The sequence below is a fragment of the Telmatocola sphagniphila genome, assembly GCF_018398935.1.
In the GTDB taxonomy this organism is placed as follows: Bacteria; Planctomycetota; Planctomycetia; order Gemmatales; family Gemmataceae; genus Telmatocola; species Telmatocola sphagniphila.
The window spans coordinates 2,217,922-2,231,992 of the sequence record NZ_CP074694.1; the positions used below are offsets into that span (position 1 = coordinate 2,217,922).

Consider the following 14,071-nt stretch of genomic DNA (forward strand, 5'->3'; position numbering starts at 1 on the left):
GTTGATCGATCTTCGATGTCATCGAGCAAAATCATCCTTCTTTAATGCATTTTTTTCGAGGGTGGGTCGGCAATATTCGTACAGGCGAAGATCAATTAATTCTTGTGCGAGTTCTTCCTGTGTCGGCTGAAGAAGCGACGTTGACAAATCTTCGAGCAACAGATCCGCGAATTTTTCTCTCGCCCGCTGGAGTGCTTTCCGGACCGCAGGCGCATTGAGGGGCTTATTGAGCCTTTGGCTCATCATCTCGGCCATTTGTTCGCTCGACTGATCCGGATGGTCTGCCTTGTATTTCAAAATCGCATGATAAGGCTGGCCGCTACTTTCTTCCACGGCCAAGAGAGCTTGCCAGGCGCGACTCAGAAATTCGTCTCGCCAGCAAGTGATTAACGTTTCCTCGTCGATTCCTTGCGCGGCTTCGCTCTCGGCCGGTTCGGGAAACTCACTTGGCAAGTGGCCAGGTCGCTTCTTCCCTTTGCGGTAGTGGTTCGCAATCAGATTCTGGAGTATTCCTTTGACAAAGTCTCGGAAGCGTCCCCGATTTGGGTCAGCTCCTTTAAACGCCCCTTTAAGAAATGCGACTGCAAATTCCTGAGCCAATTCCTGAGCGAGATCCTCATTGCGAACAGCCCCCAGTAAGTAACGTTCCACAGCGCCCCCGTAAAGTTCCAGAAGCTGCCAAAGGGCCGTACGGCCCTCGGGCAAGTCGGCATCGTTGTTGGCGGCTCGGATCTGCTGCCAACTCGTGTTAATGGCGCTGAGTCGATTATTCGGTATGGGCATCGAGAATCTCCCGATTCAATTCGTGCGGGCAAGTCAAGTTAAGAATGATCTTATCAAGTTCCCTAAGAACATTTGGATCTCCTGAAAAGGAATTTGTTCGCGGTCTAAACAACTGCTTGAGATCAAGTGCTTCGAATACAAAAACCAAAAGCCACAGGCTTGGGTTGCCTATGGCCTTTATTGGAAGTGAACTTGAGAAGTTCATTCTTTATCGGAGCTGGCAGACTGCTTACTGCTAGCTTTCACTTCGGGAGCCGAGGGAAGGATAGCCGTTCCTGTTGCAGGACCGGAGATGGCCCCAGGGGGCAGAGTCAATCCTGTGCTGTTTCCGGGGAGGATTGCGGTATTCAGCGTACTCACCGGTGGATAGGTGGCAATCAAACTGACGGGTAGGTACTGGTTGAAGGGGGCATACCAGTAGTACCATTGCGTCTGGATCGGAGAGTAGTAGCCGTAGCAACGATAGACAGGGAAGTAGCATCGGCTCGTCCAATTCCGGAAAGCCCTGGAAATCCCCACTATGCCCTTCTCGTGTTTTTGGTTGTGAATCTGATTCACGGAGACCGGTCGACCATTGTGCGGATCGCCGGCTTGGGTATTAGCGTTAGTTCCCAGGAGGAAACACAAGGCCGGGGCAACAATCATCGAGCGAAGAAGGGGAATGCGATTAAACATGGTCATTTTCCTTAGCGGCAGGAGGTGAAGCGGAGCCATTGCAGCCTGCCGGACTGAGAGCGGCTCCGCGTTTATCTTGGAGAAGACTTTGGCTTCCGAATCCCTGTGACTGGTTGCCTCTTTGTCCTCCACGCTTTCTTCTTTGCGCGAGTTTTCGAGTTGTGACGGAAGAACTGAAAAAAGTTGGAAATGATCCAAAGCCAGTATCACTCACACGGCTCAGTAGCAGGGATTCAAGGCGAGAACAAAAGGACGTTCGCCCGGAAGCCAGTCTTATCGGTAGGTCCGTGGCTTCCCGAAATCAGCAAATTGAATCGAGTAGCTTCGTTACAAGAGGGTCGGCGCGCACGAAAAAGACCGCATTTGCGGTCCATTTTCGAGATGGCAATGTTGAGTTTTCTCTTATTTCTGTTTGACCGACCACGTCACCTTATAGATGGAGTTCCGGCCGCAGCCGGTCGGCGAATCCAGGCCCTGATATTCACGCGTTTCTTTGTGGCTTGCACCGTAGCTTGCCACCTTCTGACCGGTGAGAGTGATATGATCTCCGGCTACCCAACCATCGCAATTAGGAAAGAGAAATTCGATCCCGATATTACCGATGTAAGATATGACCTCCCCCCAGGCACCTGCCGCAGTGGCTCCCTTCTTCAAGAGTTCGGTCGCCCCTTTTTCCAGCCATTTGGAAACCTCATCCTGCTTGTGCCCCGAATTCAGGACCAGATAGGTCAGCACAATTTTCGTGTCCGGCTTCGGCACGGTCACCCCACTGAAGGAAAGACCGACCTTGAAGGTACCGTCGTTAAGATCTCCCATGTGTTTGACCTTGGCCGGATAGATTTTATCTCCCACTTTTAACGCGAAGGACACATGATCGGTATCGTTGTGGCGTGATCGGGTGCGCAGAATCTCAAAGTTCTCCAGCGTGAAGTCGTAGGTTTTCGCTGCTGGCGGTTTTTCCTTGGGAGGATCGGCTTGAGCGTTCATACCTCCAAAGGCAATACTCACTACCATTGCGGCGATAAAATTTCTGAAATTCAGTATGCGATTAAACATGGTCAATTTCCTATCGGCAGGAGGTGAAACGGAGCCTTTGCAGCCTGCCGAACTGATGGCGGCTCCGCGTTTTCTTGGAGAAGACTTGGGCTTCCAAATCCCTGTGACTGGTGACCTCTTTGTTCTCCACGCACTCTTCTTTGCTCGAGAAATCCGGTTGTGACCGAAGAAACGAAAAAATTGTTTGGAGCCGGTCGAGGAGAACGCAACAAAAATTGACTGAAAGTGGCCGAGACAGTTTTCTGAATCAAATTGAGCCAGGTGCAGTCACAAATTCCCAGCAAGAAGAATAAGCAGGTGTGGCGAACAGCTTCCGATCAATGGGATTCGAAGGGCATTGTTTACCACGGAACAATCTTTCGGCTTAAAAAGGGGACATCCATGCTCTTTTCAACGCAATCGGCAAAGCGATTTCTTTTTCTCTCTACATTTTTAAATTTCCTAAGTGTCGCATCGCTCCCAGCCGATGAGCCACGGAACCCTGTGGCTCCAAATGCCAAAACTTACGCTGAAAGCGTTCTCACTTCCCAACCCGTCGGCTACTGGCGACTCAACGAAACACACGGGTCAATCGCTGGCGACGCAACGAAAAATAAAATTGATGGTCGCTATTTCGATGGAGTCTCCCTGGGCAGATTGGGAGCATTCGCACAGGGAGGTGATAAAGCCGTAGGCTTCGACGGCAAAACAGGGTACATCGAAATCCCTTCGAACAAAGCCTTCAGTCAACCGACCAGCGGCAAAGGATTTTCCGTTAAGGTCTGGTTCAAGCCGACTCGACTCGAATTCCCCGGCGAAACCGACGATCCTTATGTTTACTGGATCGGCAAAGGCCAACCGAGCCAATACGAATGGGCCTTGCGCTTCTATAGTCGCAATTCAAGCCGGCCGAATCGGATCTCCGCTTATGTTTTCAACAAGGAGGGGAAAAAAGGAGCCGGCGCCGAGTTCGAAGATCCCGTTAAGTTGAATGAATGGATTCATGTGGTCGCCTGCTTTGATCCTGGCAGCAAAGCCAACCCGAAGGCCGGCGTATCAATTTACAAGAATGGCGAGCTTCGAGGCAGCCCGGCCAGCCAACGGGGGGCACGGTATGCTTCGTTTGACATCACTCCAAGAGCTGGGTCAGCGCCGATTCGACTGGGAACCCGCAATTTCACGAGTTTTTTCCTGGGCGAATTGGACGAGTTGGCCATTTACCCTAGAGTTTTGACAGACAAGGAAATTCTCGAACATTTCCGAGCGGCCGACGCACTGAAGCCGAACCTTTCGAAGAAATGAAACGCAGCAAATACGTCGACAAACTGGTGGATTTCGCGAGTTGACTATCGATCTCAAGCTTGCACTCAAGCCCCAGGAAATGCAATGGTCTATCACTGAATTCGAATAGACGGGAGAGAATGGATCCGGGTTCGCCGAAGAGCCCTTGAGAGAGATTCCAAGTCGCAAAATAACTATAAACGCGGTTAATTCCGCACTCTTTTGAATAATAAGATTCCAGATGCCGCCGGTGCAGGGTAAGCTTAACTTGTACGCAGGAAAGTACGATTATGGCTGACATAGATGCTATCCAACTCAAAGTGGAATCGGCGCTCCTGTTCCTCTTACTTCTGCAAGCAATATCGCTTCCTGTGGCCAGCTTATTCGGATATCTTGCCGGACGCAAAGGGGCTACTCAAACGGTCCGGATTTTGGCGATCTCGCTTTTATTGGGGGCGGCAGTCCCCTGCTATCTCGCCGTAACTCGTTGCACTAACGCACAGCATGATATACAAGCACGATTCGAGGGCAAAGTTTCTAGTCCTTTTGTTTCCTCCGAAAGAGCGAACGCCTATGTTGCGGCGGTGACAAACTTTATGACATTTAGTATTGGGCTCGGAATGATAACGCTGATTATCACTCTCGCAGCGTTCGGAATCGCTCGGTGGCGGTCCCGGGCTTTAAGTTCTAATTTGTTGATTTTGGAATAAAGTTCGAAGGAAAATTGAGAGGCTTCCCAGTGAGTGTCATTCTTAAGCTGCGACAGTTGGCTCAGCGCTGTGACTTACTGCTAGGACGATCTGTTTATAGAGGTACCCTCAGATCAACAGAATTAGAAACTCTTCATTCAGACCTCAGTAAGGCACTTGAAGAGATCTGCACTCCGCAGGGATTTGAAATTAAGACAGATAAAAATAGATACGATCAGAAGCAAATCAATCGAGGATCCAAGTTTATTTCCATTCCGAGCGGCATTAACTCTCCTAGTGATAGCGGGCTTAAACGTTAGAGAAAAGCGGCCTCCGATTCGAGAGGCCGGCGGATTTAGTTTTTCTCGGGGATCTTTTCGGTGGTTGGCAGATCGTCGGGCGGCAGATCCAGAGTAGTATCGTCGGTGGCTTCCGGGAGTTGGGGCAGCTTGCCCATGGGAGGGAACGCCTTCTCGGGAATCTCTTCGAGGCTGCCCTTGCGATCCGCTTCGGCCAGCAGGGAGTATTCGCCTTTACCTTCGGTCTTCACCGGGCAGCGGCCCCAGTAGGTTTTGTTGTAAGAGTTGTAGTAATAGTAGTATTTGGGTTTGGAGGGATGGTAGATCACGTAGTGGTGCTTGTAGCCGGAGTAGGTCGGGCTGGGCTTGTAGTAATAGGTTCGGTAGTAGTAGGACTTGCTGGAATGCTGTTTCCAGTTGCCGTAGTACTGCCGGGAGGCGTGAGCATCGCCGGCCGTGGCCGCCGAGAAGACACCGAACATTGAGCTGATCACCAAGACCAAAGAGAGAATTCTGGCACGGGTACCCATTTTCGAACTCCTGACAAAAGAAGATTTTTTCGAGTCTGCTGAGATCTCGAAAGGGCCATTTTCGTATGGCTCTGCCACCTTAACGGGTCTCTGTTCAGAATCTTCTCAAAAACCACTAGATTAAGTTTTGTTTATTAAAATGTGAGAGGCCTCCAGCTCTGGCTGGCAAAGGCGTACAGAGAATCCCTTAGGTCTCGATCCCTGGGAGGACAAATAGGAGATCTCACGAAATCGCCGAGCCCTTCGATGGCAGAACTCTCTTCCCCAGAACGCGGGCTCCTCCGAGTGCTACGGCTCCCTCCCAAAGGGCATCGATTCCAAAAAGTTTTTTTTCTGGGGAAGATTTTCGCGGCGTTCCCGTTTCAGAGGACGAGAGGGTGATAAAAACCCAAAAACAAAAATCCAATTCAGGAGTGAGTATCATGTTTCGAGTCCTCAAATTGAGCTGTGCGGCGGCCGTCTGCGTTCTGGGCCTGAGTGTGGGCAACTCGGCCAAAGCCGACGAATGTGGTTGCGGTTATGTGATGAAGAAGATCACAATCTGCGAACCGGTGGTCTGCTATGAAACCCGCCAGGTTCCCTACCAGGCCTGCATCACCCAGTACGATCACTGCGGCAAGGCTTACGAAACCCACGTTACCCGATACCGGGAAGTCCAGATAAAGGTCACCAAGGAACGACATGTGACCAAGTACGTCAAAGTGCCGACCCACTATTAATCCTCACGCTCTAAAAAACCCAAACGCGAAAGGCCGATGCAACGATGGCATCGGCCTTTCGCGTTTTTCTGTTCCCCAAAGTTTTCCCAAGTCTATCCCCAGAATGATTCATCTCAATGCGGTTCAAGATCGCGTAAATAATCCGTGGATCCAACCAACGCGGAGGCATCTATCAAACCGCCGCACTCCTTCTTGAAGACGATTGCCGATCGTGCAGAAGTGTATGCCCGATCCAACTAGTAATCGGATATTAATCCGTTTCTTCGCTTCCGTAAGCATCCGCAAACGCAAGGCAATTTCGTAGGATTTAGAGAGCGATTTGCCTGGTAAAAGCATCGGCTTTCTAGGAGGTGACCGAGAATCTCCGGGCGGTCAAATTCAAGGGCTCGCAACTTTTCAATTGTAGATCAGGCAGTTCAATGAATTGCTGGGGCCGTTCGAAATTAGCAGATCAAATAAAGATTTTGACAACTGGGCGATCACTTCAAATCAACGTTCCGTATTGTTCACACACTTACGCAGGCTTCATCTTCTGAGCCTCTTTATCCAGCACTGTGGAAACTCGATCAATGAGTTCATTGAGATTATTTTTCACGGTACTAAATTCTTCGGGCTTGCTTTCAAGACGCACTACCAGATCGTCTAACTTTCGTTCCCAATCGAAGCAGCGTTTCAAGAGATCGGCCTTCTTGGTCGCACTCATGCTCGCGGGAGGGTTCAATTGAAGCTTCGAGCATCCCATACGCAATTCATTAATGAGAGTCGCCAGAGCCAGCCGGTCCTCTGCGGGACGCACTAGGGCTTCCCTGAAAGCCGCCGCGGTCCATTGATAAACTCCCGCATCATCCAAGCCGCTAGGAGGTTCTTTGAGCAATCCCCAGGGAGCTATGGCCACTTCATTTTTCACTTGAGGGACAATCCCCAGACTCTCTCGAAGTTGAGGAATATTCACGAGTGCGATCAGCACTGCCGCAGCCGTTACAAAAGAAGATAAGGCAGCAAAGCCCCAACGCGAATGAGATTTGGCTCGGCGCGCGATTGGTATCTCGGCTTCCGAAACGAGGATAGCCTCCGATAGGGGCGACACTACCATTTGCTCGGCCGCTGAGGTCCCACTCTCCATAGGCAGGAAGGACTGGAACTTTTTCCAACTATTATGGGTGCTCGGACCGAGATCCATTTCCTTCTGCCAAAGCCGATCCCAATAGGGACCTCCTTCGAGGAACAGGAAATCGACCAGTTCGCGAAGTAAATAGGGATGTCGAAGCAGCCTTTTCAAATCTTTCTCGTTGAGCACTCCTAGCCCCCGTTTGGCCACCTTGGGCAACGCCTCGGCATAGCTATCCGTCAGCGAATATTTCCTCTCGATCGGTTTGTCGGCGTGAGACTTTTCTCGAAGAGCAGTTAATTCTTCGGCCAGTTGGTAGGTTTCCCCCCGCGCAAAAATCTCCTCTAACCAGGGAGCCAGTTGCGATTCTTCTTCAGGTATAGTCAGACTGATCAATTTCATGACCGTCCTCCCGTGGGGCGTTCCCCATGTGTGATTCCGCTTTTAGTCTCCATGCAGACTTTCAAGCGAGCCTTGATATGGTGCACCATTTTGTAGATAGTCTCCGCCGGTTTGCCGGCTTGCTCGGCGATAACGACCGGCTTTACTCCCTCGCTCCACTTGGAGATCACAACTCGCTCGGCCTCCGATAAACCATCCAGGCAATTTTTGAGATTTTCTCCATGTTCCGATACTTCCAGCACAGCGGATTCCGGCGATTCCATTTGCTGAATATTTTCGTCCGCTCGAATATGTTTATTTCGCGTCGCATCCTTGCGGATGAGATCGATCGCTTCCCGATAGGCCACTTTTTTCAACCAAGCCACGTTAATCTTTTCGACGGTTCCCGCCGAGCTCTGCATAAACGCCTTTTGCCAGACTAGTTGCATGATGTCTTCAATCGTTTCTTTTTGCAGTCTCAGGGATCGAAGATACCAGAAGAGACGGCCATGGTTTTCATCGTGAAACGCCTTGAACGTCTCCTGAGTGCAGGGGCTCAGAAGCGTTCGGCTCGGCGCATCGGGGTCGGCGTGGGGGATTGCAGTCATTCCGTTAAAGATTGACTTATCCCCTTCGCTTGGCAAGGGGTCGCAGTATTTAGACTGCAAAAAAACCAGCCCAAGGACTTCAACGGATCTGGGATCGATTTCTTCCTAAAAAAGTCGAGAATATTTTTATTAAATATTCTTTATGTATATTTGCATCGGAATTGAGAAATTACTACCTTGGTGAGAACTCGGATTTAGCAGGTAATCTTTGTGTGAAGCTTGTTACATTCCTTCTACTCCTCAGAACGAATCCGCCTAATCCGTTGTTGGGAAATTCCGGGAGATTACGGAAAATTTTCCGCTCCCGAATTTTCTTGACGCACATCGCCACATAACCGAAAACGGATAGGGAGATCCGGCCCTTGGTAAGTCAGATCCTTTTTTCGAACCATTTATCATTACCTGAGGAAGAAATCGGCGCTATTTCCGTTTAAGGGAATAGAAAGCAGAAATCTTGCAATCACATACGGGGACTAGCGATGAAGGTGTTTCTGATTTTTTCAGGTTTGTTGACCTCGGTCACCCTCGTATCGCCGATTCACGCCGACGAAAAAACCGATCTGGCGGCCCAGGCCTACGAGGTCATTGCCAAGCACTGCCTCCGCTGCCACAAGGGGCCGGGTTCGGAAGGAGGAATTGCGAATTTCGGCTCGATTGCCGATTTGCAGGCACCCCGGGGGAAGAAAGCGGCCCTTATCGTGGCTGGTAAGCCTGAAGAGTCCCGCCTTTACCAGCGTCTGGCGATCGATGGGGATATGCCGCCGGAAGAGGCGCTGCGAGCCACCGGTAAGCCCACCGAAGAAGAAAAAGCGATTCTGAAAAAATGGATTGAAGCTTCCGCTCCCCCCTTTACAAATTCCGCAAAGCAGCGAAATTTCATCACTCTGGCTGATGAGCTGACAGCGATTCGCGAAGCACTGCAAAAAGCCGATCGTGAAGACCGGCCTTACCTCCGCTTTTTTACTCTGACCCATCTTTACAACGACAAGACGATTCCCGATGCCAAATTGAAACTCATTCGAGCTGCCCTCTCGAAAGCCCTCAATAGTCTGAGTCTGAAGCCGACCATTGTTCTCCCCGTCGCAGTAAATAGTGCGGAAACGGTTTACGCGGTCGATATCCGACGACTCGATTGGGATACACGCCATCTCTGGAACCGGATCCTCGAATATTACCCCTACGGCCTACTCTACACCAAGTATCCCGATCCTACGATTCGTCGGCTCGCCGAAGATGTGGAAGACCTATCAAAGGCGCAGATACCGGTTTTACGAGCCGACTGGTTTGTCGCCACGGCCCTCCGTCCCCCGTTGTATCACCTCCTTCTGGATATACCGGAGAACGCCCTGAGACTGGAACAGCGTGTGGGCGTCAATGTTGCCGCCAACTTCGAGAGCGACAAATTGACTCGAGCCGGTTTTTCCCGCTCCGGGGTTTCTGCCCAGAACCGCCTGGTCGAACGGCACGACTCTAACCAAGGGGTTTACTGGAAGAGTTACGACTTCAAGCCGGAAACAGGGCGAGGTCGGTTGATTCGGTTTCCGCTGGGGCCATTGAATCTGTATCCGAAAGGGCGTCATCCGTTTGAAAATCAGGCTTTTTCCCACGATGGCGGGGAAATTATCTTCAGCCTTCCCAATAAACTCCATGCCTACATGCTCGTCGACGGTAAGAACAAGCGGATCGACGAAGGACCGATTTCCGTAGTCGGCGATTCCAAAAAAACGGCCGGAACCTCGGCCATCGTCAATGGAATTTCCTGCATGGCATGCCATACCAAGGGAATGATCGAACTGAAGGATTACGTTCGGGACAATGCCGCGGTTTTTGGCAGAGCCGATGAGAAAGTCCGGAAGCTCTATCTCGAGCCGAAAAAGATGGATGAGTTGATCAAGCAGGATCAGGAACAGTACCTTTCCTCGCTGGAAAAAGCGGTGGGCCCGTTCCTGAAGATTGGCCCCGATGCCAACAAGTCCATTTCGGACCTCTCCGAACCCTGCAGCTATGTGATCATGACCTATCGTTCGTCTTCCGATGCTTATCTCACTCTGGATCGCATCGCGAGCGAACTTTACCTGAAAAATGGTGAGGAACTGAAGGCAAAAGTCGGAGCCAGGAAGTTCAAGGAATTGGGGCTAGCGTCGATGCTGACACAACCCGACGCAGTGATCACCCGGCTCGAATGGGAGGCCGTGGACGGCTACTCTCTGATGCAGGAAATGGGCAAAGAACTGGGTGGTTTACCCATCGGGAAATAATCGAAAATTACCATCAACTGGAGATTTAACGATGTATCGTTTGATGATATTACTGCTCGTCGGGCTGCTTCATGCCGCTTCCGTACGAGCAGAAGAAATAAAGACCTTGCAGGCCATAGCGGCGGAACTGGCCACCGACGTAAAGGCCGTCTTGAACAAAGAAAACCAGCAAGCGGTTCGTATCGGACTGTTCAGCCCGCGCGGCTCGGCCCTAGGGGACGCGAACGCCGGACTGTCCATCTGTTCCGCTCTTGAAAAAGAACTGGGGACGCTCGCCAATCCCCAGGCGATCTACGAGATCTCGGGCTCTTTCTTGGCCGTGGAAAATCCGAGAGATCCCAAACTGACGCAGATTTCCGTGAAACCGGAATTAACCAACACCAAGACGGGCGAAACCGTGAAGGTCTTTCTGCCCAAGGATCTCTACATCGGTGGCAACACCGATATTGCTCGCATTCTGGGAGTCACGGGCAGAGTACCTTCCGAGAAGGAAGGTACTCAGGTGAGCTACGGCGAACGCAACAAGAATATTCAGGAACTGCACAAGCAGCCGAGAACCTTCGTTCATGGGCCGGACCACTCGCTGATTTCCTCCTGCCCGGAAAGCCTCTACGATGTTCAGATTTTGGTCGGCCGCACACCCGGCAAAGTAGCTCCTCGATCGGCAACGCTCGTGGCCGGGAAAGCTTTTGTCGATATCGCGAAGTCCGAGTTCTATCAGGTTCGCGTAATCAATCGCTCCAACAAGGAAGTCGCCGTCGCCATGGCAATCGACGGCGTGGATGAGTTTACTTTCAGCGATGTTAAAAAACCGGACGGCCGTCCGAAGTATTCGCACTGGATCATCGAACCCAAAGGTCAACCCAATGCGGAGGTGACTATTAAAGGTTGGCATAAGGATCTGAATACGCTGCTTTCCTTTGTCGTCACAGATCTGGGCAAAGGTGCCGCGAGCCGGTTTCCGACAAAAACTTTTGGGAAAGTGGGTACTATCTCGCTGGCGTTCTCGACTACTTTTGATGCTCAATCCTCGCGCGGCGGAGTCGAGACCGGCTTCGGTCCCCCCATCGAAGTCAAGCAGAAAGAAGTGCATCGGAAGATCGATACAGCTCCACACGAATTTCTAACCATCCGATATCAGAGATAGTTTTTCTGGCGAGTCGGAAAGTGATTCGACTCGCTATCCGCTCTCTTGTCTGTTACCATTTCATTTCCAGTTCTAATTTCCCAGAGTCCACATATGCGTTCCATTCTTTTTTTCTCTGCACTGATAGCCGTCCTGGGGGCTGTCTCCGCCCTCTTTTCTCAGAGTACTGCCACCAAGAAGTATGCCGTGCTGGTGGGGATCAACGATTTTCGAGCGAAGGAAACGTTGGTGTTCGACAACGCTGAGCCCAAACCCGGCCAGGAAGTGGAGTTGGAGATTGCAAACGGCGTGAAGATGAAGTTTTGTTGGATCCCTCCCGGGAAGGCGACGTTGGGTTCGCCGGAGAGTGAGAAAGATCGCTCCGAAGATGAGAAAGAGCACGAGTATACGAGCCAGGGGTATTGGTTAGCAAAGCATCCGGTGACGCAGGAGGAGTGGACGGCGGTGATGGGAACGACGCCGTTTTGGTTTCATAAAGAGGGAGATGGCAAGGATAAAGTTCGTGGTTTGGAAACGGGTCGTTTTCCTGCGGAGCAGGTGTCGTGGGATAATGCGCAGGAGTTTATCAAGAAGTTGAATGGGAAGTTGGGATCTGGTTCGTTGCAGAAGCTGTTTGGCACGGGGATGAAACTAAGTTTGCCGCATGAGGACGAGTGGGAGTATGCATGTCGTGGTGGGTTAGGAAACAAGCGTGTGTATTATTGGGGGGATAGTTTGAATGGGGACAAGGCGAATTGCAATGGGGAATATCCTTATGGGACGGAAGCCAAAGGTGAGAACTTGAAGCGAACATCGCGAGTAGGCATGTATGAGAGTAAGGCTCCTCATCCTTGGGGATTGTGCGATATGAGTGGTAATGTTTTTCAGTGGTGCGAGAATAAGTTCGACGCCACGGGCTCGGTCCGGGATGTCCGCGGCGGGAGTTGGATCAGCAACGCCGGGTACTGCCGGTCAGCGTACCGGAACGGGGGCGATCCGACGGACCGGTCCAACATCCTGGGCTTCCGCCTCGCAGTTGCAAATCGGTGAACCAGTCGAGTGAGGCTAATCGCGTACAGTGGCCGAGTACGATGTCTCGAAAAAGATCCTCGCTTGACCCAAGAGATTTGCTAGGCCCAATGTGAACCGTCTTGAGTCAGGTTTTGAGTGCCTAGATTGTTCGAACAGGATGCTGGAGAACGACCTCGGCTCATTCGGATTTTACTGAAATAAAAACGCGAGAAGCCGATGCGACCACTGCATCGGCTTCTCGCGTGTAGGGAAGATCGGTCGACTGAAATTAATAGTGAGTCGGCACTTTGATGTACTTTGTCACATGGCGTTCCTTCGTGACCTTCACCTGAATCTCCCGATATCGGGTCACATGGGTTTCGTAGGCCTTGCCGCAGTGATCGTACTGCGTGATGCAAGCCTGGTAAGGAACCTGACGGGTTTCATAGCAAATCACCGGTTCGCAAACCGTGATCTTTTTCAGCACGTAACCGCAGCCGCATTCGTCGGCTTTAGCCGAGCTTCCGAAAGACATTCCCAGAACGCAGACGGCCGCCGCACAGCTCAATTTGAGGACTCGAAACATGATACTCACTCCTGAATTGGATTTTTGTTTTTGGGTTTTTATCACCCTCTCGTCCTCTGAAACGGGACCGCCGCGAAAATCTTCCCCAGAAAAAAAACTTTTTGGAATCGATGCCCTTTGGGAGGGAGCCGTAGCACTCGGAGGAGCCCACGTTCTGGGGAAGAGAGTTCTGCCATCGAGTGGCTCGGCGATTTCGTGAGATCTCCTATTTGTCCTCCCAGGGATCGAGACCTAAGGGATTCTCTGTACGCCTTTGCCAGCCAGAGCTGGAGGCCTCTCACATTTTAATAAACAAAACTTAATCTAGTGGTTTTTGAGAAGATTCTGAACAGAGACCCGTTAAGGTGGCAGAGCCATACGAAAATGGCCCTTTCGAGATCTCAGCAGACTCGAAAAAATCTTCTTTTGTCAGGAGTTCGAAAATGGGTACCCGTGCCAGAATTCTCTCTTTGGTCTTGGTGATCAGCTCAATGTTCGGTGTCTTCTCGGCGGCCACGGCCGGCGATGCTCACGCCTCCCGGCAGTACTACGGCAACTGGAAACAGCATTCCAGCAAGTCCTACTACTACCGAACCTATTACTACAAGCCCAGCCCGACCTACTCCGGCTACAAGCACCACTACGTGATCTACCATCCCTCCAAACCCAAATACTACTATTACTACAACTCTTACAACAAAACCTACTGGGGCCGCTGCCCGGTGAAGACCGAAGGTAAAGGCGAATACTCCCTGCTGGCCGAAGCGGATCGCAAGGGCAGCCTCGAAGAGATTCCCGAGAAGGCGTTCCCTCCCATGGGCAAGCTGCCCCAACTCCCGGAAGCCACCGACGATACTACTCTGGATCTGCCGCCCGACGATCTGCCAACCACCGAAAAGATCCCCGAGAAAAACTAAATCCGCTAAAATTAAATCCGCCGGCCTCTCGAATCGGAGGCCGCTTTTCGTCTACCGCTTCATAGTACACTCATGAGCAAACGGTC

The 14,071-nt window shown here is 51.3% G+C and carries 14 protein-coding genes; 7 read left to right on the forward strand and 7 right to left on the reverse strand.

The features are described 5' to 3' along the window. Positions 1-18: 18 nt before the first annotated feature. The 3 genes from KIH39_RS08875 to KIH39_RS08885 form a co-directional block, all read right to left on the reverse strand. Positions 19-783 (reverse strand): RNA polymerase sigma factor, encoded by a 765-nt coding sequence (locus tag KIH39_RS08875; protein WP_213498977.1) that lies wholly within the window; start codon positions 781-783, stop codon positions 19-21. 201 nt (positions 784-984) lie between these two features. Further along, positions 985-1,458, reverse strand: coding sequence for a hypothetical protein (locus tag KIH39_RS08880; protein ID WP_213498978.1), 474 nt, complete (start codon positions 1,456-1,458; stop codon positions 985-987). Between the two features lie 402 nt (positions 1,459-1,860). Further along, positions 1,861-2,514, reverse strand: a complete 654-nt coding sequence (locus KIH39_RS08885) for a hypothetical protein (RefSeq protein ID WP_213498979.1) — start codon at positions 2,512-2,514, stop codon at positions 1,861-1,863. Positions 2,515-2,997: 483 nt separating this feature from the next. Here KIH39_RS08885 and KIH39_RS08890 point away from each other — a divergent pair, with 483 nt between their 5' ends. After that, on the forward strand, positions 2,998-3,795 hold the full coding sequence (locus KIH39_RS08890; RefSeq protein WP_213498980.1) for a LamG domain-containing protein: 798 nt from the start codon (positions 2,998-3,000) through the stop codon (positions 3,793-3,795). A 269-nt stretch (positions 3,796-4,064) separates the two neighbouring features. Next, positions 4,065-4,484 (forward strand): hypothetical protein, encoded by a 420-nt coding sequence (locus tag KIH39_RS08895; RefSeq protein ID WP_213498981.1) that lies wholly within the window; start codon positions 4,065-4,067, stop codon positions 4,482-4,484. Between the two features lie 334 nt (positions 4,485-4,818). Here the strand turns inward: KIH39_RS08895 and KIH39_RS08900 are convergent, their stop codons facing one another. Then, complete coding sequence (locus KIH39_RS08900; RefSeq protein ID WP_213498982.1) at positions 4,819-5,292, reverse strand: hypothetical protein; 474 nt, start codon at positions 5,290-5,292, stop codon at positions 4,819-4,821. A 422-nt stretch (positions 5,293-5,714) separates the two neighbouring features. Between KIH39_RS08900 and KIH39_RS08905 the strand changes: the two genes are divergently transcribed. Then, positions 5,715-6,011, forward strand: a complete 297-nt coding sequence (locus KIH39_RS08905; protein ID WP_213498983.1) for a hypothetical protein — start codon at positions 5,715-5,717, stop codon at positions 6,009-6,011. 514 nt (positions 6,012-6,525) lie between these two features. Here the strand turns inward: KIH39_RS08905 and KIH39_RS08910 are convergent. Next, positions 6,526-7,521 (reverse strand): hypothetical protein, encoded by a 996-nt coding sequence (locus KIH39_RS08910; protein WP_213498984.1) that lies wholly within the window; start codon positions 7,519-7,521, stop codon positions 6,526-6,528. Continuing rightward, positions 7,518-8,108, reverse strand: a complete 591-nt coding sequence (locus tag KIH39_RS08915) for a sigma-70 family RNA polymerase sigma factor (protein ID WP_213498985.1) — start codon at positions 8,106-8,108, stop codon at positions 7,518-7,520. Before KIH39_RS08915 ends, KIH39_RS08910 begins: the two co-directional genes overlap by 4 nt. A 479-nt stretch (positions 8,109-8,587) precedes the next feature. On the opposite strand from KIH39_RS08915, the gene KIH39_RS08920 reads away from it, so the two are divergent. The 3 genes from KIH39_RS08920 to KIH39_RS08930 all read left to right on the forward strand — a co-directional run bounded on the left by KIH39_RS08920 (position 8,588) and on the right by KIH39_RS08930 (position 12,542). Beyond that, on the forward strand, positions 8,588-10,366 hold the full coding sequence (locus KIH39_RS08920) for a c-type cytochrome domain-containing protein (RefSeq protein ID WP_213498986.1): 1,779 nt from the start codon (positions 8,588-8,590) through the stop codon (positions 10,364-10,366). 31 nt (positions 10,367-10,397) lie between these two features. Beyond that, positions 10,398-11,513, forward strand: coding sequence for a hypothetical protein (locus tag KIH39_RS08925; protein ID WP_213498987.1), 1,116 nt, complete (start codon positions 10,398-10,400; stop codon positions 11,511-11,513). Between the two features lie 93 nt (positions 11,514-11,606). Then, complete coding sequence (locus KIH39_RS08930; RefSeq protein WP_213498988.1) at positions 11,607-12,542, forward strand: formylglycine-generating enzyme family protein; 936 nt, start codon at positions 11,607-11,609, stop codon at positions 12,540-12,542. Between the two features lie 250 nt (positions 12,543-12,792). On the opposite strand, the gene KIH39_RS08935 is transcribed toward KIH39_RS08930, so the two are convergent. Next, complete coding sequence (locus KIH39_RS08935; RefSeq protein WP_213498989.1) at positions 12,793-13,089, reverse strand: hypothetical protein; 297 nt, start codon at positions 13,087-13,089, stop codon at positions 12,793-12,795. 422 nt (positions 13,090-13,511) lie between these two features. Here KIH39_RS08935 and KIH39_RS08940 point away from each other — a divergent pair, with 422 nt between their 5' ends. Then, positions 13,512-13,985, forward strand: a complete 474-nt coding sequence (locus KIH39_RS08940) for a hypothetical protein (protein ID WP_213498982.1) — start codon at positions 13,512-13,514, stop codon at positions 13,983-13,985. Positions 13,986-14,071 lie beyond the last annotated feature (86 nt).